The sequence below is a fragment of the Burkholderia reimsis genome, from assembly GCF_003294055.1.
Classification (GTDB): Bacteria; Pseudomonadota; Gammaproteobacteria; order Burkholderiales; family Burkholderiaceae; genus Burkholderia; species Burkholderia cepacia.
Genome location: NZ_QMFZ01000060.1, coordinates 1 through 24485 on the forward strand (window position 1 = coordinate 1; position 24485 = coordinate 24485).

General features: G+C 66.8%; 21 protein-coding genes, 2 rRNA genes and 1 riboswitch. Of the genes, 13 read left to right on the plus strand and 10 right to left on the minus strand.

Translation table 11 applies throughout. The annotated features are described in order from the left end of the window. The 3 genes from DPV79_RS38420 to DPV79_RS38430 form a co-directional block, all read left to right on the plus strand. Window positions 1-86: ribosomal RNA gene (locus tag DPV79_RS38420) — 23S ribosomal RNA — on the plus strand; the annotation flags it as partial. 154 nt (window positions 87-240) lie between these two features. Continuing rightward, a 5S ribosomal RNA gene (gene rrf / locus DPV79_RS38425) occupies window positions 241-353 on the plus strand. 552 nt (window positions 354-905) lie between these two features. Continuing rightward, window positions 906-2330, plus strand: coding sequence for an MFS transporter (locus tag DPV79_RS38430; RefSeq protein ID WP_113047854.1), 1425 nt, complete (start codon window positions 906-908; stop codon window positions 2328-2330). A gap of 229 nt (window positions 2331-2559) precedes the next feature. On the opposite strand, the gene DPV79_RS38435 is transcribed toward DPV79_RS38430, so the two are convergent. The 3 genes from DPV79_RS38435 to DPV79_RS38445 all read right to left on the minus strand — a co-directional run bounded on the left by DPV79_RS38435 (window position 2560) and on the right by DPV79_RS38445 (window position 6010). Continuing rightward, window positions 2560-3303: a 2OG-Fe(II) oxygenase gene (locus DPV79_RS38435; protein WP_113047855.1), complete on the minus strand. Its 744-nt coding sequence runs from the start codon at window positions 3301-3303 to the stop codon at window positions 2560-2562. Window positions 3304-3669: 366 nt separating this feature from the next. Continuing rightward, entirely contained in the window at window positions 3670-5262 is a 1593-nt protein-coding gene (locus DPV79_RS38440) for an inorganic phosphate transporter (protein WP_060277946.1), read from the minus strand. Window positions 5263-5437: 175 nt separating this feature from the next. Continuing rightward, on the minus strand, window positions 5438-6010 hold the full coding sequence (locus DPV79_RS38445; RefSeq protein ID WP_113047856.1) for a histidine phosphatase family protein: 573 nt from the start codon (window positions 6008-6010) through the stop codon (window positions 5438-5440). A 45-nt stretch (window positions 6011-6055) separates the two neighbouring features. Then, window positions 6056-6197, plus strand: a riboswitch (cobalamin riboswitch). 33 nt (window positions 6198-6230) lie between these two features. Here DPV79_RS38445 and DPV79_RS38450 point away from each other — a divergent pair. Both DPV79_RS38450 and DPV79_RS38455 read left to right on the plus strand, forming a co-directional pair. Beyond that, window positions 6231-6440, plus strand: a complete 210-nt coding sequence (locus DPV79_RS38450; protein ID WP_113047857.1) for a CbtB domain-containing protein — start codon at window positions 6231-6233, stop codon at window positions 6438-6440. Window positions 6441-6453: 13 nt separating this feature from the next. Then, the gene (locus DPV79_RS38455; protein ID WP_027790524.1) at window positions 6454-7176 is read left to right on the plus strand and encodes a CbtA family protein; all 723 of its coding nucleotides are present in this window, start codon (window positions 6454-6456) and stop codon (window positions 7174-7176) included. A 22-nt stretch (window positions 7177-7198) separates the two neighbouring features. Here the strand turns inward: DPV79_RS38455 and DPV79_RS38460 are convergent, their stop codons facing one another. After that, on the minus strand, window positions 7199-8107 hold the full coding sequence (locus tag DPV79_RS38460) for a LysR family transcriptional regulator (RefSeq protein ID WP_048023349.1): 909 nt from the start codon (window positions 8105-8107) through the stop codon (window positions 7199-7201). A 125-nt stretch (window positions 8108-8232) separates the two neighbouring features. Between DPV79_RS38460 and metE the strand changes: the two genes are divergently transcribed. Further along, complete coding sequence (gene metE / locus DPV79_RS38465; RefSeq protein WP_113047858.1) at window positions 8233-10527, plus strand: 5-methyltetrahydropteroyltriglutamate--homocysteine S-methyltransferase; 2295 nt, start codon at window positions 8233-8235, stop codon at window positions 10525-10527. A 98-nt stretch (window positions 10528-10625) separates the two neighbouring features. Here metE and DPV79_RS38470 read toward each other — a convergent pair whose 3' ends face one another. Both DPV79_RS38470 and speB read right to left on the minus strand, forming a co-directional pair. Next, a complete protein-coding gene (locus tag DPV79_RS38470) occupies window positions 10626-11951 on the minus strand; it encodes an MFS transporter (RefSeq protein WP_059648919.1) in 1326 nt (441 codons plus the stop codon). A gap of 56 nt (window positions 11952-12007) precedes the next feature. After that, entirely contained in the window at window positions 12008-12964 is a 957-nt protein-coding gene (gene speB / locus DPV79_RS38475) for an agmatinase (RefSeq protein ID WP_059709136.1), read from the minus strand. A 139-nt stretch (window positions 12965-13103) separates the two neighbouring features. Between speB and DPV79_RS38480 the strand changes: the two genes are divergently transcribed. Continuing rightward, window positions 13104-14015 (plus strand): LysR family transcriptional regulator, encoded by a 912-nt coding sequence (locus DPV79_RS38480; protein ID WP_027790528.1) that lies wholly within the window; start codon window positions 13104-13106, stop codon window positions 14013-14015. A 126-nt stretch (window positions 14016-14141) separates the two neighbouring features. Here the strand turns inward: DPV79_RS38480 and DPV79_RS38485 are convergent, their stop codons facing one another. Further along, the gene (locus DPV79_RS38485) at window positions 14142-14606 is read right to left on the minus strand and encodes an Lrp/AsnC family transcriptional regulator (RefSeq protein WP_011353982.1); all 465 of its coding nucleotides are present in this window, start codon (window positions 14604-14606) and stop codon (window positions 14142-14144) included. Window positions 14607-14740: 134 nt separating this feature from the next. Here DPV79_RS38485 and DPV79_RS38490 point away from each other — a divergent pair, with 134 nt between their 5' ends. The 3 genes from DPV79_RS38490 (at window position 14741) to DPV79_RS38500 (ending at window position 18973) form a co-directional block, all read left to right on the plus strand. Next, window positions 14741-15367: a LysE family translocator gene (locus DPV79_RS38490; RefSeq protein ID WP_027790530.1), complete on the plus strand. Its 627-nt coding sequence runs from the start codon at window positions 14741-14743 to the stop codon at window positions 15365-15367. A 249-nt stretch (window positions 15368-15616) separates the two neighbouring features. Continuing rightward, window positions 15617-17221: a S53 family peptidase gene (locus DPV79_RS38495; RefSeq protein ID WP_113047859.1), complete on the plus strand. Its 1605-nt coding sequence runs from the start codon at window positions 15617-15619 to the stop codon at window positions 17219-17221. Between the two features lie 75 nt (window positions 17222-17296). Further along, the gene (locus DPV79_RS38500; RefSeq protein WP_060325077.1) at window positions 17297-18973 is read left to right on the plus strand and encodes a S10 family peptidase; all 1677 of its coding nucleotides are present in this window, start codon (window positions 17297-17299) and stop codon (window positions 18971-18973) included. A gap of 134 nt (window positions 18974-19107) precedes the next feature. On the opposite strand, the gene nadE is transcribed toward DPV79_RS38500, so the two are convergent. Next, complete coding sequence (gene nadE / locus DPV79_RS38505; protein WP_113047860.1) at window positions 19108-19956, minus strand: ammonia-dependent NAD(+) synthetase; 849 nt, start codon at window positions 19954-19956, stop codon at window positions 19108-19110. Window positions 19957-20127: 171 nt separating this feature from the next. Here nadE and DPV79_RS38510 point away from each other — a divergent pair, with 171 nt between their 5' ends. Then, complete coding sequence (locus tag DPV79_RS38510) at window positions 20128-20409, plus strand: hypothetical protein (RefSeq protein WP_113047861.1); 282 nt, start codon at window positions 20128-20130, stop codon at window positions 20407-20409. Here DPV79_RS38510 and DPV79_RS38515 read toward each other — a convergent pair. Beyond that, window positions 20322-21191: a DMT family transporter gene (locus DPV79_RS38515; RefSeq protein ID WP_113047862.1), complete on the minus strand. Its 870-nt coding sequence runs from the start codon at window positions 21189-21191 to the stop codon at window positions 20322-20324. The genes DPV79_RS38510 and DPV79_RS38515 overlap by 88 nt on opposite strands. A 214-nt stretch (window positions 21192-21405) precedes the next feature. Then, complete coding sequence (locus tag DPV79_RS38520; protein ID WP_021161156.1) at window positions 21406-21591, minus strand: hypothetical protein; 186 nt, start codon at window positions 21589-21591, stop codon at window positions 21406-21408. Window positions 21592-21799: 208 nt separating this feature from the next. Here DPV79_RS38520 and DPV79_RS38525 point away from each other — a divergent pair, with 208 nt between their 5' ends. Then, window positions 21800-22558, plus strand: coding sequence for a DeoR/GlpR family DNA-binding transcription regulator (locus DPV79_RS38525; protein WP_021161157.1), 759 nt, complete (start codon window positions 21800-21802; stop codon window positions 22556-22558). Between the two features lie 105 nt (window positions 22559-22663). Beyond that, window positions 22664-24460 (plus strand): phospholipase D-like domain-containing protein, encoded by a 1797-nt coding sequence (locus tag DPV79_RS38530; RefSeq protein WP_113047863.1) that lies wholly within the window; start codon window positions 22664-22666, stop codon window positions 24458-24460. Window positions 24461-24485: the final 25 nt, after the last annotated feature.

Here is a 24485-nt window from a genome sequence, read left to right on the forward strand (position 1 = left end):
CGAGACCAGGACGTTGATAGGTCAGGTGTGTAAGCGCAGTAATGCGTTCAGCTAACTGATACTAATTGCCCGTAAGGCTTGATCCTATAACAAGTCTGCCTTGTAGATCGGCGCCGTGTGAAAGCACTGGCCGCGATCCAGAGCGACAAGTTGGATTCTCGTGTGTGATACACACAACTCAAAATTACTGCTTCTTCCAAGATTGGTTGTGCTGCGAAGCCAGCGCAACAACCCTCTTTGCCTGATGACCATAGCGAGTCGGTCCCACCCCTTCCCATCCCGAACAGGACCGTGAAACGACTCTACGCCGATGATAGTGCGGATTCCCGTGTGAAAGTAGGTAATCGTCAGGCTCCCTAAGCCAAGAACCCCCGCCCGAAAGGCGGGGGTTTTTGCATTGGAGCGATGGAAATGTACGGCGCTGGCCAAGCATTATTGCGACCAGAGCCGAGACGGCCGGCGATCGCAGATCAGGTATCTGCCATCCCCGAGCAATCCGCCGCCAAGCATCTTTGATATCCTCGGTACGTTCTCTACGTACCATGCCGATCCACCTTCAGTCAGCATCCGGTCGATGTCGATACATCCAGGGGCGATGTTTTGATGATCGACGATGCGCGACGTTCGTCGAAGATGGTCGATAAATGCCGCCTTCTGGCGAAAATTCCCTACTTCATTCGCTGGTCTTTCGACGAACCCTGTCGACCTGATCGGTGTGCACCCTTCTGCGAACGCACCACGAAATCGTCATAAAAATCTATGCGCATAAAGTCCGTTCGCACGGCATGCGCGGCAGAGCGGGGAGCAGGCCCTTCGGGGTAATATCGCCATTCGTCCCGATTCCCGGTGCTTTCAGGCGTCCGCTGGCGGTCGGTGTCCTCCGTATTCCGTCCCTCGCACAGTTCATGACTGACAGCCCTGCCCAAGGTAGTCGGACGACCGACTTCTTGCCGTATCTCGTCGCCGCAACGTTCTTCATGGAGTACCTCGACACGACCGTGATCGCGACCGCGCTGCCGCAAATGGCGCGCTCGTTCGGTGTCGGTCCGAACGCGCTGAGCCTCGGGATGACGGCCTATATGCTCGCGCTGGCGGTGTTCATCCCGATCAGCGGCTGGATCGCGGACCGCTATGGCTCGCGTACGGTATTCGCGAGCGCGATTGTCGTCTTTACCGGTGCGTCGGTGCTGTGCGGGCTGTCCGAAGGTGTCGTGACGTTCACGGCTGCACGGCTGCTGCAGGGCGTCGGCGGGGCAATGATGGTGCCGGTCGGACGGATGATCGTCGTGCGCAGCACCGAGAAGGCGAAGCTGATGCGAGCGATCGCGACGATCACGTGGCCGGGCATCGTCGCGCCTGTCGTCGGGCCGCCGATCGGCGGCTTCATCACGACCTATGCGTCATGGCGCTGGATCTTCCTGTTGAACGTCCCGTTCGGTATCGCCGCGCTCGTCTGTACCTGGCTGATCGTCCGGAACACGCGGGCCGACGAGCAACGGCCGCTCGACTGGGCTGGATTCGTGCTGGCCGGTGGTGCATTGACCTGTCTGTTGATCGGTACCGAAGTGGCCGGCCAGCAGGATGTCGACTTCACGCGCGCGGGCGTCCTGGTGGGGGCGAGCGTGCTGTTCGGCGCGGCCGCGTGGTGGCATGCGCGACGCTGCGCGCATCCGCTGCTCGACTTCACCACGCTGAAGGTGCCGACCTTCTCGGTGACGGTGATCTCCGGCTCGGTCACTCGGATGGCGATCAACGCCGTGCCGTACCTGCTACCGCTGTTGTTCCAGATCGGCTTCGGGTTGTCGCCGTTCCAGTCCGGCCTGTTGCTGCTCGCGAGTGCGCTCGGCAATCTGGGGATGAAGGCGGGAACGTCGTGGATTCTCGACCGATATGGTTTCCGGCGCGTTGCACTCGTCGACGTGACAATTGTCGGCATCTTCACGATTGCGTGCGGCTGGCTGACCGCGTCGACGCCGCTGGCGATCACGCTGCTCGTCGTATTCGTCTACGGACTCACGCGGTCGATGCAGTTCACGACGCTCGCGACACTCGCCTATGCGGATATCCCGGCTCATCAGACGAGTGCAGCCAGCACGCTGTGGAGTGCCGCACAGCAGATGACGATCGGAATGGGGATCGCGTTCGGTGCATTGTCGCTGCGGCTCGCGGCGTTGGTGCGCGGAGATGCGGTTGGCATGCATTACGTGCTCGACGATTTCCGTTGGGCATTCGTCGCAGCCGGCGTGCTCGCGCTGCTGACGTTGCCGGGTTATGCGCGACTGGCCTCGGATGCAGGCGATCGGTTGCGGGCGAGTGCGGCGCGAGGGTAGGTCGAACGGCGCATCCAATTTGCACCGCGACAGGTGAGCGCGACTCTTTTTTGTCGCTCACCCGAAACGTCGATTCGTTGTGTTTGCGATGGCCTGGTGGTCAGCGCAGTCGGCCATTTGTCACTGCTGCGGGCGTGGGGGCAATAGCGTAGCGCGGTGCTCCCCGCGCGAACCGGAAATCATCCGCGTGACGAACGTCGGGACGGCACCACGCTCGTCCTCGCTGCCGTCACTGCGCGTCATGAAAGATGATGCCGACTGTGTGACGGTGGCCACTGCGAATCCGGCTCACGCCGTGGCGCAGGTTGACGCGATAGACGCCGCGCGTCCCCTGCACGGGTCTGCCATGCACGGCGAAGATCACCGCGTCGCCTTGCATCAGCGGCACCACTTCCGCCCGTGATTGCATGCGTGGCCGCTGTTCCGTCAACACGAATTCCCCGCCCGTGAAATCGCGGCCCGGCGCCGACAGCAGGATCGCGACCTGCAGCGGAAACACGTGCTCGCCATAAAGATCCTGATGGAGACAGTTGTAGTCGTCGGGACCGTATTGCAGGATCAGCGGCGTCGGTCGCGTCTGCCCCGCCGCCCGGCAGCGATCGAGGAATGTCGTGTGGTCGTTCGGATAGCGGACGTCGACTCCGAGTGCCTGGTTCCAGCGATTCGCGATGGGTGCGAGATGCGGGTAGATCGTCGCGCGAAGCTCGGCAATGACTGCGGGCAGCGGGTACGCGAAATACTTGTATTCGCCGCGGCCGAATCCGTGCCGCGCCATCACGACGCGTGAACGATAAAGCGCATCCCGCGGATAGAGCGACGCGAGCGCATCGCATTCGTTCGTCGAAATCAGGCCCGGCACACGCGCGCACCCATAGCGATCGAGTTCGGCGCCGACAGTCGGCCAGTCGATGGCGTCGACGCGTTGTGCGATGTCCGGCGATTCGACGGCAGGCTGCAGATCGGCGATGTTCACGGGCGTCCCTTGGTTCGTCAGCGATGTGGCGCGAGTCGTGCGGAATGCCGGGAAGCATTTCGTGCACGGTTGGAGCCACGAAGAAAGTCGATGAACCCAGTCTAGCGACGTTCGTGTGCAGACGCGCTCCAGATCTTGCGCTTCAATTCGGAAGCAAGAGGGAAAGGCTCGGGGCGCGCACGGACACATCGAAGGCGGCGACGTATCAGCGCGGAGAGGCGGAAAGGCGGAAAGGCGTAGAAGCAGAGAAGCAGAGAAGCAGAGAAGCAGAGAAGCAGAGAAGCAGAGAAGCGTAGAAGCAGAGAAGCGAGCGGCGAATCTTCCACGACAGGCGGCCGGCTCACCGGCCACCCGTCGCAACGTGAATCAAGCCATCGACCGGAACAACCAGTAGAGCCCGCCGGCAAGCACGATCGACGCCGGCAGCGTCAGCACCCACGCGAGCACGAGGCTGCGCACCGTGCTCCACTGCAGCCCGGAGCCGTTCGCCGCCATCGTGCCCGCGACACCCGACGACAGCACGTGTGTCGTCGACACGGGCAATCCGTACACGTCGGCGGCGCCGATCGTCAGCATCGCGACGAGTTCGGCCGATGCGCCTTGTCCGTACGTCAGATGCTGCTTGCCGATTTTCTCGCCGACGGTCACGACGATCCGCTTCCAGCCCACCATCGTGCCGAGGCCCAGCGCGATCGCGACGGCAACCTTTACCCACGTCGGAATGAATTTGGTCGCGTGGTCGAGTTGCTTGTGATAGTTGTCGATCGCCAGCTTGTCATCGGCCGCGAACGCGGGCTGACCCGACTTCTCGATCAGGCGGATTGCTTCGGATACCAGATACATCGTGTTGCGCACGTTGTCGACGTCGCGCTGCGGCACGGCTGCCATCGAGCCCGACGCGCCGACCGCGGTCGCGAGCGACGTCGACAGCTGCTGGACGGCCGGCAGCACCGCGGGCGTCAGTTCGCGATGCTGCACGTAGCGCTCGACGTCGGCGCGCGGGTTCGCGGACGGCGCGACGCCGTTCGTGTACTTCCCGAATGTCGCGGCCGCCTGGTTCGCTACCGCCACGAAGGTCTGCGTCTCGGCCGGCGTGACGGCCTTGTTCAGCGCATAGGCGGTGGGCACCGTGCCGATCAGGATCAGCATGATGAGCCCCATCCCTTTCTGCCCGTCGTTCGAACCGTGCGCAAACGACACGCCCGTGCAAGTCAGGATCAGCAGGCAGCGAATCCAGAACGGCGGCGGCTGGTCTTTCGGCGGCTCCTTGTACAACTCCGGCACCCGCACGAGCGTCTTCAGCACGAGCAGCAGCAGCGCCGCGCACAGAAAGCCGACGATCGGCGAGAACAGCAGCGACTTGCCGACACCGAGCGCCTGGCCCCAGTCGACGCCGCTCGTGCCGGACGGCCCGTGCATCAGCTGGTTCATCAGCCCGACGCCGATGATCGAACCGATCAGCGTATGCGAACTCGACGATGGCAACCCGAAATACCAGGTCGCGAGGTTCCACACGATCGCGGCGATCAGCAGCGCGAACACCATCGCGAAGCCCGCGCCGCTGCCGACCTGCAGGATCAGCTCGACCGGCAGCAACTGCAGGATGCCGAACGCAACGGCACCGCTCGAGACCATCACGCCGAGGAAGTTCCACATGCCGGACCAGATCACCGCGACGTTCGGCGTCAGCGAGTGCGTATAGATCACGGTGGCGACCGCGTTCGCGGTGTCGTGGAAGCCGTTGACGAATTCGAAGCCGAGCGCGATCAGCAGCGCGGCGCCGAGCAGCAGGTACGGGAACAGCTTCCCTTCGCGGACCGGCGACAGATCGTCGATCAGGTGCGTGGCGATATAGAGCGCGCCGAGCGCCAGCACCAGCAGGAAGACGGCGTAGCCGACCTGTCTGGTGCGTTCGACGGAGGCCGGGTTGTTCGGTGCGGACGAAGCAGGTTGATTCATGACGGCATCTCGTGAGGGAACCGCGTCCGATCCTATCTGCGGCCAGCAGTCAGTTTGATGACAGTCGGGACCACGAACGGTGTGCCTTGCCGATGCGTAAGGCGATTGAAGGCGTGTATGCGCAACGCGACGCGCCAGCCCGCATCGTCGTCCACATAGTGAGCGCGATAGCGTTCTACGCGTTGCCGTCCGCGCTCAACATCCATCCGTTCGGCGACGCAACAAGCGTCGTGCAGGACAGCGGCGCGACGTCGATGCGGGCCGCTGCCTTCGAATCCATCCGCAGCACATGGGCGATGGCCGCGCGGACGATTGGCGCATGCGTGACTGCGACGATGTCGCGATCTTGCCGCAGCGCGTTCAACCAGGTGCCGACGCGGTGCATGGCTGCTTCGAACGATTCACCGCCGTGCGGCGGCGCCGACGGATCTGCGATCCACGCATCCAGTTCGTCCGGCAAGTCGCGTGCGAGGTCGTGCAGGCGCTGGCCTCGCCAGTTGCCGTAATCGATGTCGCGCAGTGCGTCGTCGATGTCGGCATGAAGTCCGAGCGCGTCGGCGGTCTGCCGCGCGCAGCATGCGGGGCTGCACAGCACGGGCGCGCCGGCGGTACCTGCCCACCGGCCGCGTAGCGCAGCGGCTTCGGCGAGCCCGCGCGTATCGAGCGGATCGTCGTCGGGAAACGTGCCGGTGCGCATCGCCCGGGTCGATGCGTGTGCGATCAGGCGCAGCGAGGTAGGCATGTTCATGTCGGTTGTCGGATGATCCGGGACGGGCGCACGTGCCCGCCTGGCGCCGCTTCAATGCGCGAACGTTCGCGCGTACAATTCGCCCGATACGAAGCGCGGAAGCCGGTGCAAGCCCGGCGCGGTCGCGCCACTGTAACCGGTGATCGTTGATCCCGGAAGCCAGACCTGCCTTCGTACCCATCCAACATTTATCGGGGCGCGATTCCCCTGAGGTGCATCCATGAGCGAAGCAGTGCTGAAGCCGGCGGTCGTGCCGGCGCCCATCCCCGTCCGTGAACTGTTGCCGTGGGCCGTGTTCGTCGGCCTGATCCTGTTGCTCGCGCTTTATTTCGTCGGCGCGGAACAAGGTGCGACGTCGCTCATGCCGGGCATGTACGTTCACGAATTCGTCCACGACGGCCGCCACCTGCTCGGCTTCCCCTGCCACTGACGCGGAGTTCACGATGGTCGGAAAGCTGCTCATGCGCGGGATGCTCGCAGGCATCGCCGCAGGCCTCCTCACGTTCGGTTTCGCAAAGGTCGTCGGCGAACCGCAAGTCGATCAGGCAATCTCCTTTGAAGAAAAAGCCGACGCCGCCAAGGGCGACGCACCGGAGCCGGAGCTGGTCAGCCGCCACACGCAGGCCGGCCTCGGCTTGCTGACGGGCGTCGTGACCTATGGCGCGGCATTCGGCGGGCTGTTCTCGCTGGTCTTCGCGTATGCCTACGGGCGAGGCAGCCGCCTCCCGGCCCGTCCGCTGGCCGCGTGGCTCGCGCTGGCGGCGTTCATCGCGCTCGTGATCGTGCCGAACCTCAAGTACCCGGCCAATCCGCCGTCGGTCGGCGACCCCGACACGATCGGCTATCGCACGGGCCTGTTCTTCCTGATGATCGCGATCTCGGTCGCGACGATGGTGTTCTCGGTCAGCGTGCGCCGCCATCTGCTGGCGAAGCTCGGCCAGTGGAACGCGTCGATCGTCGCCGGGCTCGTGTTCGTCGCGATCATCGCGGCCGTGCAGATCGGGTTGCCGTCCGTCAGCGAGTTGCCGGCCGATTTCCCGGCGGCCTTGCTGTGGAAGTTCCGCGTGGCGGCGATCGGCATGCAGGTGATCATGTGGACGACGATCGGCCTGCTGTTCGGCGCATGGGTCGAGCGCGGCGAACGCATCGGCATGCGCGCCGCCTGACGCGCACGGCAACGGGGCACGCCTAGCGCAGCATGCGTGGCGCGCTCCCCGTCGATTCGCGCGCCAGCGCGACGAACGCGGCCAGATAGTCGATCGATGCGTCCGCTTCGCGGATGCCGAGGAAGATCTGCTTCGCGATTCCCTTCTTGCCGAGCTTGACCGGCACGACCGGCATCCGGTCGGCGTATTCGTCGGCAAGCCATCTCGGCAGCGCGGCCACGCCGCGCCCGCTCGCCACCATCTGCAGCATGATGTCGGTCGTTTCGATCGACTTGTGCCGCCTCGGCACGATGCCGGCCGGCGTCAGGAACTGGTTGTAGATGTCGAGCCGGTCGGTTTCGACCGGATAGGTGATCAGGATCTCGTCGGTCAGCTGTTCGGGCGTCACGTAATCGGCGTTCGCGAACCGGTGCGAATCGGCGACCACCAGCACCTGCTCGTAGTCGAACACGGGGTCGAAGCGCAGGCCCGGCTTGTTCAGCGGATCGGGCGTCACGAGCACGTCGATGTCATAGCCGAACAGGGCGCCGATGCCGCCGAACTGGAAGCGCTGCTTCACGTCCACGTCGACGTCGGGCCAGCGCGACAGGTACGGCGACACGACCTTCAGCAGCCACTGGTAGCACGGATGGCACTCCATCCCGATGCGCAGCGTGCCGCGCTCGCCCTTCGCGTACTGCTTCATTCGCTCCTCGGCGAGCTCGAACTGCGGCAACAGCCGGTTCGCCAGCTTCAGCAGATACTGCCCGCCCTGGGTGAGCCGCAGGCCGCGGCCCTCCCGATCCCAGATCGGCGTGCCGAGCTGCTGCTCGATTTTCCGGACGGTATGGCTGAGTGCCGATTGCGTGAGGTGCAGTGCGTGGGCGGCCGCGGTCAGTGAGCCCTGGCGCTCGACTTCACGGATCACGACGAGATGGAATCGTTCCAGCATGGATATCGCTCGCGCAACGGATACGTGAACAGATTTAATGGATGAATGAAATAATGCCATTTTATTTCATGGGATGAAATCCCTATGATGGCTGCCGGATCTTCACTTCTTCTGGACGGCAGCTCATGGTCACGACACACAACCTCGGTTTCCCGCGCATCGGTGCGAAGCGCGAACTCAAGTTCGGTCTCGAACGCTACTGGAAGGGCGAATCGTCGCGCGACGAGCTGAAGGCGCTCGGCGCCGAGCTGCGCAAGCGTCACTGGAACGACCAGCGCGATCTGGACCTGGCTCCGATCGGCGACTTCGCGTTCTACGATCAGGTGCTCGACATGAGCTTCACGCTCGGCAACCTGCCGAAGCGCGTGCAGGGTTTCCACGGCGATGTGCTCGACAACTATTTCCGCGTCGCGCGCGGCCGTTCGGCGCAGTCGGCGGACGAGCATGCGGCGTGCTGCGGCGGGGTCTCCGCCGGTGAAATGACGAAGTGGTTCGATACGAACTACCACTACATCGTGCCGGAATTCCACGCGGACACGAACTTCTCGCTCGACCCGTCGCGCCTGCTCCAGCAACTGGCGGAAGCGCAGGCGCAGGGCGTGGCCGTGAAGCCGGTCATCCTCGGCCCCGTCACGTACCTGTGGCTCGGCAAGGCGAAGGACGATTCCGACCGCCTCGCGCTGCTGCCGAAGCTGCTGCCCGTGTACGGCGCGCTGCTCGACACGCTGACCGCGCAGGGCGTCGAATGGGTGCAGATCGACGAACCGATTCTCGTCACCGAACTCGACGCCGAGTGGCGTCAGGCATTGCGCACCGCCTATGCGGCGCTGGAAACGCGTCGCATCAAGCTGCTGCTCGCCACCTACTTCGGCCAGCTCCAGGACAACTTGGCGCTCGCGAGTTCGCTGCCGGTCGACGGCCTGCATGTCGATGCGATCAACGCACGCGACGAAGTCGACGCGCTGGTGCGTGAACTGCCGGCCGGGCGCGTGCTGTCGGTTGGCGCGATCAACGGCCGCAACATCTGGAAGACGGACCTGAACGCGACGCTCGACTGGCTCGAACCGCTCGCGAAGCAACTGGGCGATCGCCTGTGGCTCGCTCCGTCGTGCTCGCTGCTGCACGTGCCGGTCGATCTCGCGAGCGAGGAGAAGCTCGATGCGGAAATCCGCTCGTGGCTCGCGTTCGCGCTGCAGAAGCTCGACGAGCTGAAGGTGCTCGCGACCGCGCTGAACGAAGGCCGCGACAAGGTGGCCGATGCACTGGCGGCGAACGCTGCCGCGATCCATGCGCGCCGCCACTCGCCGCGCGTGCACAACCCGGCGGTGAAGGCCGCGATCGCCCGCATCGACGCGCAGCTCGGCAACCGCGTGAGCCCCTACACGCAGCGTGCATCGAAGCAGTCGGCACGCCTGAAGCTGCCGGCGTTCCCGACGACGACGATCGGCTCGTTCCCGCAGACCGGCGAAATCCGTCACGCGCGTAGCCAGTTCAAGGCCGGTGCGCTGGACGATGCGGGCTACCGGGCCGCGATGCAGGCTGAAATCGAACGCAGCGTGCGCGAACAGGAAGCACTGGAACTCGACGTGCTGGTGCATGGCGAAGCCGAGCGCAACGACATGGTCGAGTACTTCGGCGAGCAGCTCGACGGCTACGCGTTCAGCCAGTTCGGCTGGGTGCAGTCGTACGGTTCGCGCTGCGTGAAACCGCCGATCCTGTTCGGCGACATCAGCCGCCCGAAGGCGATGACGGTCGAATGGATCACGTATGCGCAGTCGCTGACGAACAAGCCGATGAAGGGCATGCTGACCGGCCCCGTGACGATCCTGAACTGGTCGTTCGTGCGCGACGACCAGCCGCGCTCGGTGTCGTGCTACCAGCTCGCGCTGGCGATCCGCGAGGAAGTGCTCGATCTCGAGAAGGCCGGCGTGCGCGTGATCCAGATCGACGAGGCCGCGCTGCGCGAAGGGCTGCCGCTGCGCCGCGCGCAATGGGGCGCGTACCTGAAGTGGGCGGTCGAGTCGTTCCGCATCACCGCGAACGGCGTGCAGGACGACACGCAGATCCATACGCACATGTGCTATTCGGAGTTCAACGACATCATCGCGTCGATCGCCGACATGGATGCGGACGTGATCACGATCGAGACCTCGCGCTCGGACATGGAACTGCTCGACGCGTTCGACGACTTCAAGTATCCGAACGAGATCGGGCCGGGCGTGTACGACATTCACTCGCCGAACATCCCGACGCAGGAACATATCGTCGGCCTGATGAGGAAGGCGGCGGAACGGATTCCGGCGGAGCGTCTGTGGGTGAATCCGGACTGCGGGCTGAAGACGCGCCAGTGGGCGGAAGTGATTCCGGCGCTGACGAACATGGTCGCTGCCGCGAAGACGCTGCGCAGCCAGGTGCAATAACGCAGCGAGCGCTGCACGCCGTCGTTGCGATCGAAGATCGGACGGCAAAAAAAACGGCCCGCGGAAGCGGGCCGTTTTGCGTCATGCGTGCACTTGCGTTATGCCGTGCGTGCGCCGCGCGGCAGCGGCTCGTTCGTCTTGCCGGGCGCGCCGGCATCGTCGATGCTGACGCGGCGCGAGATCAGCCACACGCACAGCGACGACAGGAGCGCGGCGCTCGTGTACTGGAGCGCGAGCGGCCACCATTGCGGCGCGGTGTTCTGCGCGATGATGGTCGCGACGAGCGGCGTGAGGCCGCCGGCGAGCGCGCCGCACACCTGGTACGCGATCGAGATCGCCGTGTAGCGGATGCGTGCGACGAAGATGCCGCTGACGAAGCCCGCGACCACCGAGTAGTAGCCAGATTCCGCGAGCGTCGCGAGGCCGACGCCGACCGTGATCGACAGCGGCGTGCCCATGTGCACGAGCGGCAGCATCACGAACGGGACGATCGCGGCCCATGCGCCGGTGATCAGCAGCACGCGCGTGGTGCCGAAGCGCTGCGCGAGGAACGCGGCCGCGAGCTGCACGACGAACTGCAGCACCGCGACGATCGTCATGCAATGCAGCACCATCGACCGGTCGAGCGACAGGAACTGCGTCGCGTAGCTGATCATGAAGATGTTGCTGAAATACACGCCGGCGATGCCGTACACGTTCGCACCGATCGCGAGCAGCAGCAGCGGCCAGTACTTGAGCGCTTCACGCAGCGGTTTTTGCGCGATGTTGCCGCTCTTCCTGACTTCCTCGAACTCGGGCGATTCGGACACGCTCGCGCGGATCACGAAGCCGACGATCAGCAACACGGAACTCGCGAGGAACGGCACGCGCCAGCCCCAGCTCATCATGTCTTCCTTCGACAGCGTGCTGATCGCGCCGAACGCGAGCATCGACAGGATCAGGCCGCTCGCGCTGCCGAGCTGCGCGAACGACGCGAAGAACGTGCGTTTGCCTTCCGGCGCATGTTCGCCGGCAAGCAGCACCGCGCCGCCCCATTCGCCGCCGACCGCGATGCCTTGCAGCACCCGCATCAGCACGAGCAGGACCGGTGCGATCACACCGGCTTGCGCATGGGTCGGCAGCAAGCCGATCGCGACCGTCGACACGGCCATCAGCATCAACGTCGCGAGCAGCGAGCGCTTGCGGCCGAAGCGGTCGCCGAGATAGCCGAACATCACGCCGCCGAGCGGGCGCGCGAAGAAGCCGACCGCGAACGAGCCGAACGATGCGAGCAGGCTGACGAAGCGGTTTTCGCCGGGAAAGAACAGCGGCCCGAACACGATGGCGGCGGCGGTCGCGTAGCTATAGAAGTCGTACCACTCGATCGTGGTGCCGACGAACGACGCGAGCGCCGCACGCTTGGGTTGCTTGACGGAAGTCCCCATCTTGATAAGTGCTCCTCTGGAATCCTTTGATTTTGGAATAGGGGGTGGCGCGGGAATCAGTCGCGGTACTTGACGCCCGGCAGCACGCACAGCAGCTCGTAGGCGAGGTTCGCGCCGAGCAGCGCCGTGGTGCCGAACGGGTCGTACGGCGGCGCGACTTCGACGAGATCGCAACCGACGATGTTCAGCCCCTTCGCGCCGCGGATGATCTCGAGCGCCTGCGGCACCGTGAGGCCCGCGATTTCCGGCGTGCCGGTGCCCGGCGCGTAGGCCGGATCGATGCCGTCGATGTCGAACGTGATGTAGACGGGCGTGTCGCCGATGCGCGCGCGCACTTCTTCCATCAGCGGCGCGAGCGACTTGTTCCAGCATTCCTCGGCCTGGACGACGCGGAAGCCCTGCTCGCGGCACCAGTCGAAATCCTCGGCCGCGTAGCCGGTGCCGCGCAGGCCGATCTGCGTGACCTTGTCGCCGTGCAGCAGGCCTTCCTCGACCGCGCGGCGGAACGGCGTGCCGTGCGCGATCTTTTCGCCCATCATCGTGTCGTTCACGTCGGCGTGTGCATCGACGTGGATCAATGCAACCTTGCCGTGCTTGCGGTGGATCGCGCGCAGGATCGGCAGCGCGATCGTGTGGTCGCCGCCCAGCGTGATCGGCTTGCAGTCGTGCTCGAGGATCGCGTCGTACGCGGCTTCGATGCGTGCGATGGAATCGTGCAGGTTGTACGGATTGATCGCGACGTCGCCGATGTCGGCGATCTGCAGCGAATCGAACGGCGCGGCGCGCGTGGCCATGTTGTACGGGCGCAGCAGCACGGATTCGGTGCGGATCTGGCGCGGGCCGAAGCGTGCGCCGGTGCGGTTGGAGGTGCCGAGGTCGAACGGCACGCCGACGAAGCAGGCGTCGAGGCCTTCGGCGCTCGCCACGTGCGGCAGGCGCATCATCGTCGCGATGCCGCCGCAGCGCGGCATTTCATTGCCGCCGAGCGGCTGGAAATGGGTGTGGTCGTTCATGGGCTGTCTCTTCCGATGTGGGGTTGCCGTATCATGCGACGCGGCTTGGCGCACAGTTTTACGCGCTCCGCCGGGAAAGAAGAATGCGAAGATATCGACGTAAACATCGATTTTCATCGATGTATGGAAGGGGATGAACGTGCTGGGGAATCTGTCGACCCTCGATCTGCGGTTGATCCGCGTGTTTCTCGCGGTCACGGACGCGGGCGGCGTGTCGGCCGCGCAGGCCGTGCTGAACGTCGGGCAGTCGACGATCAGCGCGCAGCTTTCGTCGCTGGAGACGCGGCTCGGCTACCGGCTCTGCGAGCGCGGCCGCAGCGGTTTCCGGCTCACGCCGAAGGGCGAGCGGTTTCACGCGATGAGCCGCAAGCTGCTCGCGGCGCTCGACGAATTCGGGATGGCCGCGCGGCACATGGACCGCCAGCTGGTTGGCACGCTGCACATCGGCCTGATCGGCCACACGCCGGTGAGCCAGAACGCGCGGATCGCCGAGGCGATCGCCGCGTTCCGCACGCGCGACGAGGCCGTGCGCTTCTCGATCTCCGTGCGCGCGCCGGGCGATCTCGAGGAGAAGCTGCTGAGCGACGAGATCCAGATCGCGGTCGGCTACTTCTGGCACCGGGTGCCGTCGCTGCACTACACGCCGCTGTTCATCGAGCGCCAGGTCGCGTACTGCGGGCGCGGCCATCCGCTGTTCGACGGCGCCGGGGCGCTGACGCCGGCCGACGTCGCGGGCTTCGAATGGGCATGGCGCTCGTATCCGCTGCCCGAAGCACAGATGTCGACGACGCCCGACCGTGTGACCGCGACGGCCGACAACATGGAGGCCGTCGCGCTGCTGATCCTGTCCGGCCACCACCTCGGCTACCTGCCGCAGCATTTCGCGGCGCCCTACGTCGCGCAGGGGCTGCTCGCGCCGCTCAATCCGGAGCAACTGCGCTACGACGTCACGTTCCACATGGTCGTCGCCCGCAACGGGCGCGGCAATCCGCTCGTGGAAGCGTTTCTCGAGGATCTGGAACGCGCGCACCAGCCGACCGACATCGCGTAGGCGGCCGGCATCGACAATGTGAACGAGTGTTGCGGCGGCGCGGCTCGACGCGGCCCACATCGATGGGCGTCGAAGTGACGAAACGGGTGTCGGGCCCGGCTTGCGTGAACCGTGCCCGTGCCGGCATCACGGCACCGGCAGCCCCGCGTCGTGCTTGACCTCGCGCAGCGACAGCGCCGATTCGATCGACGTCACGCCCGGCAGCATCCGCAGCGATTCGCGCAGGAACGTGCCGTAATCGTCGAGATCGCGCGCCACGACCTGCAGCAAGTAATCGGCGGTGCCCGCTACGTTGTGGCACGCCAGGATCCGCTCGATGCCGAGCACTTCCCGCTCGAAGCGGTCGGCGGTCTTGCGGTCGTGCGTCGCGAACCGCACGAGCACGAACGCAACGACGCCGAAGCCGAGCGCCTGGCGCGACAGCTGCGCGCGGTATCGCTCGATGTAACCGTCGTTTTCGAGGCGCTTCAGGCGGCGCGCACAAGGGGTCTCGGAGAGGCCCACGGTGTCGGCGAGGCGGGCGATCGGCAGGCGGCCGTCGCGCTGCACCGCGGCCAGGATGGCGCGGTCGGTCTTGTCGAGTTCGGTCATGATGGCGGATTCCTGATGCGAATTCAGCGATTGTGGCGGATTCCCCTACGGATCGCCAATCCTGAGCCAAAGATGGCCAATAATCCCTCGCGCTCCAGCGGCAACATATCGCCGTAGGAGGAGAGGGGCAGACCATGATTTCCACGCATTTGCTGTTGATTTATCTTGCCGCGCTGGCGGCCATCTACGCGGTGCCGGGGCCGGACATGGCGCTCGTGCTGCAGACCAGCATCGGCCGCGGCGTGCGGCCGGGGATGGCGGCCGCCGCCGGCCTGTCGCTCGCGCGCACCGCGCACGTGACGTTGTCCGCCTGCGGTGTCGCGGCGCTGATCCGCAGCGCGCCGTGGCTGTACGAAGTGATCCGCTACGGCGGCGCGCTGTATCTCGCGTATGTCGCGATCCAGGTGTTCCGTTCGCCCGTGTTCGCGCTCGGCGACGGCGACGCGGCGGCCACGGCGGGCGAGTTGCGGCAGTCGTTCGTGAAGGGCCTGCTCACCAACCTGCTGAACCCGAAGGCGCTGTTGTTCTGCTCGGTGCTGCTGCCGCAGTTCGTGCGCCCCGAGGCCGGGCCGGTCGTGTTGCAGATGTTCGAACTGGGCGCGCTGCTGGTGGCGGCCGGCGTGTGCTTCGACCTCGCGTGCGTGTTCGGCGCGTCGCGGATCGCCGCGTGGATGCGTGCGCATCCGCTCGCGCAGACGGTGCAGCGCTGGACGTTTTCCGCGGCGCTGATCGGCTTTGCGCTGCGCCTGTCGATGGACTGAGTGCCGCTGCGGCGCTGCGCCGGCGCAGGTCGCGCGGCGCGTCGCCGCATCCGATGAGGGCCGCGCGCAACGCCGGCCCGCGCATGCGCCCCGCCGCAAAAGGGCGTGCGCGCAAATCGTCTGACTGATCTAAACTCCCTGTTACTTCGCGCTGTCGCGAACCCGAACGACCGAACGGAACCGTCTCCCGCCGGCCCTGTCCGATTTCCTGGCTGTTCCGTGCAACGCGGTACCAAGGAGGGTCTGAACATGGCAAGGCATCTTCACGCCGACCGTGAACCCCGAATCGTCGCCGAGTCCAAGTGCCTCGGCCCGTGCGATCCGGCAGAACGCATCCACGTCACGATCATGTTGCGGCGGCAGGAAGAAGGGCAACTCGATACGCTGCTTCACCAGCTCGCCACCGGCGACGCGCAAGCGAAACCGGTGTCGCGCGAAACCTTCGCGCAACGTTTTTCCGCCAATCCCGACGACATTCGCAAGGCCGAGGACTTCGCGCGTCGCCACCAGCTGACGGTCGATCGCGTCGATCCGGTCGAAAGCGTCGTCGTGGTGTCCGGCACGATCCAGCAGTTCGAAGCCGCGTTCGGCGTCAAGCTCGAGCGCTTCGAGCATTGGTCGATCGGCCAGTATCGCGGCCGCTCCGGCCCGATCGCACTGCCCGACGATCTCGGCGACGCCGTCACGGCCGTGCTCGGCCTCGACAGCCGTCCGCAGGCGCGGCCGCACTTCCGGCTGAGGCCGCCGTTCACGCCCGCGCGCGGCGGCGCGGCGGGCGTCACGTTCACCCCGGTCCAGCTCGCATCGCTGTACGGCTTCCCGGCCGGCGACGGCGCCGGGCAGTGCATCGCGATCATCGAGCTCGGCGGCGGCTACCGCGCGGCGGACATCCAGCAGTATTTCCGCGGGCTCGGCATCACGAAGCCGCCGACGCTCGTCGACGTCAACGTCGGCACCGGCCGCAACACGCCGACCGGCGATCCGAGCGGCCCGGACGGTGAAGTCGCGCTCGACATCGAGATCGCCGGCGCGATCGCGCCGGCCGCGAAGATCGCCGTCTATTTCGCGGCGAACAGCGACGCGGGCTTCATCCAGGCCGTCAACGCGGCCGTCAGCGACACGACCAACAAGCCGTCGGTGATCTCGATCAGCTGGGGCGGCCCGGAGGCCATCTGGCAGGCGCAGTCCGCTCAGGCGTTCAACCGCGTGCTGCAGGCGGCGGCCGCGCAGGGCATCACGGTGTGCGCGGCCTCCGGCGACAGCGGCTCGGGCGACGGGTTGCAGGACGGCGCCGATCATGTCGACTTCCCCGCATCGAGCCCGTATGTGCTCGGCTGCGGCGGCACGCAGCTCGACGCGCTGCCCGGGCAGGGCATCCGCAGCGAGGTCGCGTGGAACGACGAGGCAGCCGGCGGCGGCGCGGGCGGGGGCGGCGTCAGCACGCTGTTCGACCTGCCGGTGTGGCAGCAGGGGCTTGCCGCGACGCTGGCCGACGGCAGCCGCGTGCCGCTCGCGAAGCGCGGCGTGCCGGACGTCGCCGGCGATGCGTCGCCGCAGACCGGCTACGAAGTGTCGATCGCCGGCACGGCTACGGTAATGGGCGGCACGAGCGCGGTCGCGCCGCTGTGGGCCGCGCTGATCGCGCGGATCAACGCGGCGGCTAGTGCGGCGGGCGGTGCGCCCGCCGGCTGGGTCAATCCGGTGCTCTACAGGAATCCCGGTGCGCTGCGCGACATCACGCACGGCTCGAACGGGACCTACGCGGCCGCGCAGGGCTGGGATGCCTGCACGGGCCTCGGCAGCCCGAACGGCGCGCAGCTCGCCGCGATCCTGACGCGCAAGCCGTCGAGCTGACGGCCGCGGTACACGTCTTTCCGCATGGCGCGGGCTTCCTGCCCGCGCCTTTTTCTCACCTCCAGGAGCAGCACGATGGGCATCGATTCCGCATCTTCCGGCGGCGTGTATCCGCTGCATCACGGCGACCACAATTCGCATGGCGTGCCGCCGACCGTCAACCCGGTCGCGTTGAGCCACGGCCGTGACCAGCCGTTCTTCGATCCGGTTGCTTACGGCAACGGCCCCGACGATTCGGTGACCGACACCACCGAGGCCGCCGCGATCACGCATCACACGATCCTGATCGACGGGAAGCGCATCGCCTACACGGCGACGGCCGGCCATCTCGTGACGGTCGACCCGAGCAGTTCGCTGCCGGCCGCGAAGCTCTTCTACGTCGCGTTCACGGCCGACGGCGCGAAGGAAGAAACGCGGCCCGTGACGTTCTTCTACAACGGCGGGCCCGGCTCGTCGTCGGTGTTCGTGCTGTTGGGCTCGTTCGCGCCGAAGCGCATCAAGACGTCGATGCCGGGGTTCACGCCGCCCGCGCCGTACCAGATGGAAGACAACCCGGACAGCATGATCGACCACAGCGACCTGGTGTTCATCAACCCGGTCGGCACCGGCTATTCGGCGGCCGTCGCGCCGAACAAGAACCGCAACTTCTGGGGCGTCGACCAGGATGCGGATTCGCTGAAGCAGTTCATCAAGCGCTACCTGACGAAGAACAACCGCTGGAATTCGCCGAAATACCTGTTCGGCGAATCGTACGGCACCGCGCGCAGCTGCGTGCTCGCGTACAAGCTGCACGAGGACGGCGTCGACCTGAACGGCGTCACGCTGCAATCGTCGATCCTCGACTACCGGCAGGCCGGCAACCCGGTCGGCGCGCTGCCGACCGCGGCAGCCGATGCGTGGTACCACAAGAAACTTGGCGTCACGCCGGCGCCAGCCGATCTCGGCGCGTTCGTCGAGGAAGTCGCGCAGTTCGCGCGCACCGACTACCTGAAAGCGTTGCGCACGGTCCCGCATGCGGACCCGGCCGCCGTGCAGAAGCTGTCGCAATACACGGGCATCGATACGGCGACGCTGCAATCGTGGAGCCTTGACATCGCCGGCTACGACGCGCGCGGCAATTCGCTGTTCCTGACGACGCTGCTGCATGCGCAGGGGCTCGCGCTCGGCTCGTACGACGGCCGCGTGACCGGGATCTCGTCGGGCATCGCCGGCAAGATTGACCCGAACTCGGGCGGCAACGATCCGACGATGACGGCCGTGACGGGCGTCTATACGGCGATGTGGAACAGCTACCTGAACGAGCAGCTGAAGTTCACGTCGAATTCCGCGTTCACCGACCTGAACGACCAGGCGTTCCAGAACTGGGATTTCAGCCACATCGATCCGACCGGCGCGCAGCAGGGCATCGATGCGCAGGGGAACGTGATCCTCTATACGGCCGGCGATCTCGCCGCGGTGATGGCGCTGAACGTCGACCTGAAGGTGCTGTCGGCGAACGGCTTCTACGATTTCGTCACGCCGTTCTACCAGACCGTGATCGACCTGCAGCAGATGCCGCTCGAGGACCAGAAGGTGCGGCAGAACCTGTCCGCGCGTTTTTATCCGTCGGGGCACATGGTGTATCTCGACGGCGGCTCGCGTACCGCACTCAAGCGCGATCTCGCGGCGATGTACGACGCGACGGTCAGCGATACGGGGGCGCGGATGCGGATTCGCGCGCTGCAGGCGTCGAAGACGGGCGGGCACGCATAGGGTTGCCCGCCGCCGGGTTGCCGCGCGTAGCCGTCAAGGCCGCGCGCGGCGGTCGGGCTCCGACGCTGCCGGCCGGTCGCCACGCGCGGTAGCGCAGGATTGCGACGCGGCAGTCGTCCTGCCGCGGTTGCGACTTACGCGGCCGGCCAGTCGAACGGCGTGTACGGCAGCGCGCGCTTGTGGCGCGAACCGTCGAAGAAGCGCAGCACCGTTTCGTACACGCGGTCTTCGACCGGCTTGCCTTCGAGGAAATCGTCGATCTCGTCGTAGGTCACGCCGTACGCGTGCTCGTCGGGCCGCAGCGGGCGCAGTTCCTCGAGGTCGGCCGTCGGCACCTTCATCACGATCAGCTCCTCGCCGCCGAGCCCACGCGCGACCGCGCGGACGCGCCGCTTGCTCAGGCCCGCGAGCGGCAGGATGTCCGCGCCGCCGTCGCCGAACTTCGTGAAGAAACCCATCAGCGATTCGGCCGCATGGTCGGTACCGATCACGATGCCGCGCCGTGCGCCGGCCACCGCATACTGCGCGATCATGCGCTCGCGCGCCTTGATGTTGCCGTGCACGAAATCCTGCTGCGCCGGCGTTTCGAATGCGTGGCCGGAGGCGACCAGCGAGCGGAGCATCGCGTCGGCGGCCGGCTTCACGTCGACCGTCAGCACCTCGTCCGCGCGCACGAACGCGAGCGCGCGCTGTGCATCGGCTTCGTCGTTCTGCACGCCGTTCGGCAAGCGCATCGCGATGAAGCGCGCATCGTAGCCGTCGGCGCGCAGGCGCTCGACCGCCAGTTGCGCGAGCCGGCCGGCGGTCGACGAATCGACGCCGCCGCTGATGCCGAGCACGTACGACCGCAGGCCGGTCGAACGAAGATATTGCGCAAGGAAATCGATGCGGCGGTCGATCTCGGCCTCGGCGTCGAAGTGCGGGGCAACGTTCAGTTCGGCAATGATCGCGCGCTGGCGGCTGGCGTAATCGGCGGATGTCATGAAGGAAGTTCCGGAACGAAATTCAAGGCGCCCATCATAAGCGCAATCGCGGCGCGGTGCCGTGCCGGGCGTGCGTTCCGGCGGTTTTGCGTTGCATCGGCGAGACGGGCTGCATCGTCGTGGTGCACGGTGCGCCGGGCGGGTGCGGGATGCCGCGTGAAGCGCATCCTTGTGTCCGACGCCGACGCCGACGCCGACGCCGACGCCGACGCCGACGCCGACACCGACACCGACACCGACACCGACACCGACACCGACGCCGACGCCGACGCCGACACCGGCACCGACACCGACACCGACACCGACACCGACACCGACACCGACACCGACACGTGCACCGGCCCGGCCCGACCCGGCGGCGCGCGTCAGCGCCGCGCGAGCACGACGCCCACCAGCGCGAGCGCGAAGCCGGCGAGCTGGATCGCCGCGAGCGTTTCGCCGAACAGCCAGTAGCCCTGCAGCGCGGCCAGCGGCGGCGCGAGGAACAGCAGCGACGTCGCGCGCGCGGCGTTGCCGCGGCGCAGCATCCACATCAGCATCGTGACCGCGCCGCCCGACAGGAACACGACGCCCCACACCAGCGACACCCACAGCGCCGGCGCGCCGATCCAGCGGGTTTCGTGAAGCAGCGCGACGAAGACGGCCGCGACGATCGCCGCGCCGAAATTCTGCACGGCAACCGCCGTGCGCAGGTCGCTTTGCGCGAGCTTGCCCTTCTGGTACAGCGAGCCGGCGGTGATCGACCCGACCGCGAGCACCGAGACGGCGACGACGAGCCACGCAGGCGCGGCGCCCGGCGCCGACGCGACACCGCCCGTCACCTTCGGCGCGAGCACGAGCGCGACGCCGGCGAGCCCAAGTGCCATCCCGAGCCAGCCGCGCGCGGGCAGGCGCTCGTTGAACAGCGGAACGGCGAGCACGGCGGTGGCGAGCGGCTGCAGCGCGCCGAGCAGTGCCATGACACCTGCGTTCAGCCCTTGCGCGACAGCCCAGTAGCTCGCGCCGAGATAGACGCCCTGCAGCAGCGCGCCCGCGATCAGGTGGCGCGGCCATTCGCGCCGGGCCGGCCACGGCGCGCGCGCGGCGAGCGCCACCACGCCGAACAGCGCGGCCGTGCCCGCGAAACGCGCGAGCAGGAACAGGTTGGGATCGGCGTAGGGCTTGATGGCCCGCGCAACGATGAAGCCGGTGGACCAGAGTGCGACGAAAGCGGCGGCGACGAGCGAGGTCAGCATGCATGGCGGGCCGCGCTGCGGCCGGACAGAATCGTGAAGTCGGCCAGTATCGGGGGAAGCGATGCCGGCGTCTTGTCGAATCCTGCACTCATGCCGCGTGCCGAATGTGCGCCACGTGCGCCACGTGCGGCCGTCGGTGCGGGCCGGGCGGTGCCGAGGGAACGGGACGGCCGCCGCCCGGCATGCGCAGCGGGCGGGCGTGAAGCAGCGGAAGTCAGTCGATCGAGAACGTGTCGAGCGGCTGGTTGGCGCGGGCGTCGGTCGCGAAGCGCGTGGCGAGCTGTTCGTAGAGCCGGCGGGCCTCGTCGAGCGTCAGGTCGATCCAGTACGGATCGCCGGCCGCGTCGTTGAGTCGTTCGGGTGGAAACTGGATTTCGATCACACTGCCTTTGCGATACATGGCGCGAGCCCCTTTGCTTGGTCTGTCGTTCGGCGAAGCGCAAAGTGTAGCAACCGGCGCCGCGCCGATTCGCGCGCGTCGGGCAATACAGAATTTCGCTTTCGGGAAACGTGGCCTGCCCGGCGCCCCGCCGCCGTCAAATGCCGGTCAAACGGCCGTAATACAATGGGCGGCTTACCCATTACCAGTCGCCTCGGGCGCACACGCGATGCTGGCGGAACAACGTCATCAATTCATCCTGTCGGAGCTCGGACGGTCGGGCGCATTGTCGGTCGCGGAACTCGTCCGCTCGCTCGACGTGTCGCGCGAGACCGTGCGGCGCGACCTGAACGCACTGGCCGCACGCGGCCTGCTCGTGATGACGCACGGCGGCGCGCTGGCCGCGGATCGCCGTGAGCCGAGCCTGTCGGAGCGCGAAGCCGCGAATGCCGAAGCGAAGCGCACGATCGGGCGGCGCGCAGCCGAGTTCGTGCCCGACGATGCGTCGGTGCTGATCGATTCCGGCAGCACGCCGCATGCGGTTGCACTCGCGCTCGCCGACCGGCACCGGCTGTCGATCTACACGAACGACTGGCGCACCGCGTTCGTGCTCGCGCGACGCAACGGCAATCGCGTGACGCTGCTCGGCGGCGAGCTGTCCGACGACGAGGACGCCACCTTCGGGCTCGACACGATCCAGCAACTCGCGCAGTACCACGTCGATTTCGCGTTCATCGGCGCCGGCGGCATCACGCCCGACGGCGAATGCACCGACTACTCGCGGCTCGCGGCCGAGGTGCGCAGCCGGATGATCGCGGCGGCCGGCACGGCGATGATCGTCGCCGATCATTCGAAATTCGGCCGCGTGACGCCGGTGCGGATCAACGGCACGGCCGCCGCGCGCTATCTCGTGACCGAGCGCGCGCCCGACAAGGCCGTGCGCCGCGCGCTGACCGCGCGCGGGATCGAGCTGCTCGTGTGCGACTGACGCGCGCCGGACATACAAGGTTCATCGAACCGTCATTCCGCGGGAAGAACTGCCGTCAAGACTGACTCATTCACCTCGACCGGCCGCCAGGCCAGGGAGCAACGAATGACCGTCAGCGTGCGCAGCTATCTTTCCCCCACCTTGGTCCTGCTGGCCTTCGACTGGCCCGATGCGGCGTCGCGTGCCGATTTCCTCGGTTTCGCGATCCGGCGCACGCCGGGCTTCTGGTCGGCCGACGGCAAGACGCGCGCGCCGGACAGCTGGCTGCCGAACCGCCTGACGTTCGACGGCCCGGCCGTGCACACACAGGGCGACGCGCCGACCGACCAGGCGCCGATCCAGAAATTCATGTGGTGGGATGCGCGCATCGATCCGCAGGATCGCGGCGCGTCGTTTCGCTACGACGTGTATCCGGTCGTCGGCACGCCGGCGAATCTGCAGGTACTCGACGCGCAAGCCGGTGTGTGCGACGTCGTGCTGCCCGCCCATGTCGAGGACGGCATCGGCACGTGGTTCAACCGCGCGGTGGTCAGTTCTCAGGCGTTCGCCAAGCAGGTGGCGGCGCTGGGCCTCGCGCCGAATGCGGCGCCGAGCGACGCGCAGGCGCTGAAGCTGCGCACCTGGCTCGCGAACGACATGGAGCAGGTGTTCGCGGAGATGCTCGAGCCGGCATCGCGCGCGGCGTCGGCCGTCTATCACCTGACCGACACGCTGTGGGCGCTGCCCGCGTTCGAAGCGTTCGGGCGCACCCACGGCGAAGCGTCGCTCGCGATCGTCTACGACGCGCACACGACGGCGCGCAAGGGCAAGCCGCCGCTACCGTCGCCGAACCAGCCGGCCGTCGATGCGCTGCAGGGGCTCGCGACGCTCGCGCCGCGCGACAGGACGCACATCATGCACGACAAGTTCATCGTGACCGATGCGGCGTCGAACCCGGCGCCCGCGCGCGTGCTGACCGGTTCCGCGAACTTCACGACCGAGGGGCTCACGGAGCAGGCGAACGTGCTGCACGCGTTCGATTCGCCCGAGCTTGCCGCGCTCTACAACGCGCGTGCGCATGCGCTGGCCGGGAATCCGCCGATCGCAGCGACCGCGCAGCTGTCGCCGGGCTGGTCGGAACCGATGACGATCGGCAGCGCGCAGGTCCGGCTCGCGTTTTCGCCGGAGCCGGCGGGGCAGCGCACCGAGATCGACACGATCGTCGCCGCGATCGCGGCCGCGAAGCATTCGGTGTCGTTCTGCCTGTTCATGCCGACCGACGCGGCGCTGCGCGACGCGTGCTTCGCGGCCGGCGACCGCGGGCTGATGATGTTCGGGCTGGTGAACAGGATCAACGCCGGCAGCGCGACGAAGGCCGATGCCGCGCAGCAGGCCGGCCAGACGCTCGATGCGGCGACGCTCGCGAACCTCGAGCTGTATCACCGCAGCCGCGACAACCGCGACGTGATCGATGCCGCGTATTTTTCGCCGGCCACCGTGCCGCAGGGTTTCGAGCCCGAGCTGCGCCTCTTTCCGGGCGAGCCGGCGCCGGCCTTTCCGCCGGTCGTGATCCATCACAAGTTCATCGTGATCGACGCGGAAGGCGCGAATCCGGTCGTCTATACGGGCTCGGCGAACATGAGCCGCAATTCCGAGCAGTACAACGACGAGAACCTGCTCGAGATCCGCGACAAGCGGATCGCGGCGATCTATCTCGCGGAATTCCTGCGGCTCTACGAGCACTATCGTGCACGGGCGCTGGTGATCGATGCGAAACAGCAGCACGGCACGGGCACCAGCACGGGCGCGCATGCGCGGCTCGCGCTTGCGCCCGATTCGAGCTGGGCGAAGAAGTACTACGTGGCGGGAAGCCCGGAAGAGAAGGCGCGGATCGCACTGGCGTCGGCCGTGCCGACGGACTGACCCAACAGAAGGCGACGGGCGCGGA

Excerpts from the sequence above, each read along its gene's own strand:
- DPV79_RS38490 (WP_027790530.1), top strand. The coding sequence starts at position 14,741 with ATGATTTCCACGCATTTGCTGTTGATTTATCTTGCCGCGCTGGCGGCC.
- DPV79_RS38445 (WP_113047856.1), bottom strand. The coding sequence starts at position 6,010 with ATGAACATGCCTACCTCGCTGCGCCTGATCGCACACGCATCGACCCGG.
- DPV79_RS38460 (WP_048023349.1), bottom strand. The coding sequence starts at position 8,107 with ATGCTGGAACGATTCCATCTCGTCGTGATCCGTGAAGTCGAGCGCCAG.
- DPV79_RS38495 (WP_113047859.1), top strand. The coding sequence starts at position 15,617 with ATGGCAAGGCATCTTCACGCCGACCGTGAACCCCGAATCGTCGCCGAG.
- DPV79_RS38530 (WP_113047863.1), top strand. The coding sequence starts at position 22,664 with ATGACCGTCAGCGTGCGCAGCTATCTTTCCCCCACCTTGGTCCTGCTG.
- DPV79_RS38430 (WP_113047854.1), top strand. The coding sequence starts at position 906 with ATGACTGACAGCCCTGCCCAAGGTAGTCGGACGACCGACTTCTTGCCG.
- metE (WP_113047858.1), top strand. The coding sequence starts at position 8,233 with ATGGTCACGACACACAACCTCGGTTTCCCGCGCATCGGTGCGAAGCGC.
- DPV79_RS38485 (WP_011353982.1), bottom strand. The coding sequence starts at position 14,606 with ATGACCGAACTCGACAAGACCGACCGCGCCATCCTGGCCGCGGTGCAG.
- DPV79_RS38440 (WP_060277946.1), bottom strand. The coding sequence starts at position 5,262 with ATGAATCAACCTGCTTCGTCCGCACCGAACAACCCGGCCTCCGTCGAA.
- speB (WP_059709136.1), bottom strand. The coding sequence starts at position 12,964 with ATGAACGACCACACCCATTTCCAGCCGCTCGGCGGCAATGAAATGCCG.
- DPV79_RS38455 (WP_027790524.1), top strand. The coding sequence starts at position 6,454 with ATGGTCGGAAAGCTGCTCATGCGCGGGATGCTCGCAGGCATCGCCGCA.
- DPV79_RS38450 (WP_113047857.1), top strand. The coding sequence starts at position 6,231 with ATGAGCGAAGCAGTGCTGAAGCCGGCGGTCGTGCCGGCGCCCATCCCC.
- DPV79_RS38515 (WP_113047862.1), bottom strand. The coding sequence starts at position 21,191 with ATGCTGACCTCGCTCGTCGCCGCCGCTTTCGTCGCACTCTGGTCCACC.
- DPV79_RS38500 (WP_060325077.1), top strand. The coding sequence starts at position 17,297 with ATGGGCATCGATTCCGCATCTTCCGGCGGCGTGTATCCGCTGCATCAC.
- DPV79_RS38525 (WP_021161157.1), top strand. The coding sequence starts at position 21,800 with ATGCTGGCGGAACAACGTCATCAATTCATCCTGTCGGAGCTCGGACGG.
- nadE (WP_113047860.1), bottom strand. The coding sequence starts at position 19,956 with ATGACATCCGCCGATTACGCCAGCCGCCAGCGCGCGATCATTGCCGAA.
- DPV79_RS38470 (WP_059648919.1), bottom strand. The coding sequence starts at position 11,951 with ATGGGGACTTCCGTCAAGCAACCCAAGCGTGCGGCGCTCGCGTCGTTC.
- DPV79_RS38520 (WP_021161156.1), bottom strand. The coding sequence starts at position 21,591 with ATGTATCGCAAAGGCAGTGTGATCGAAATCCAGTTTCCACCCGAACGA.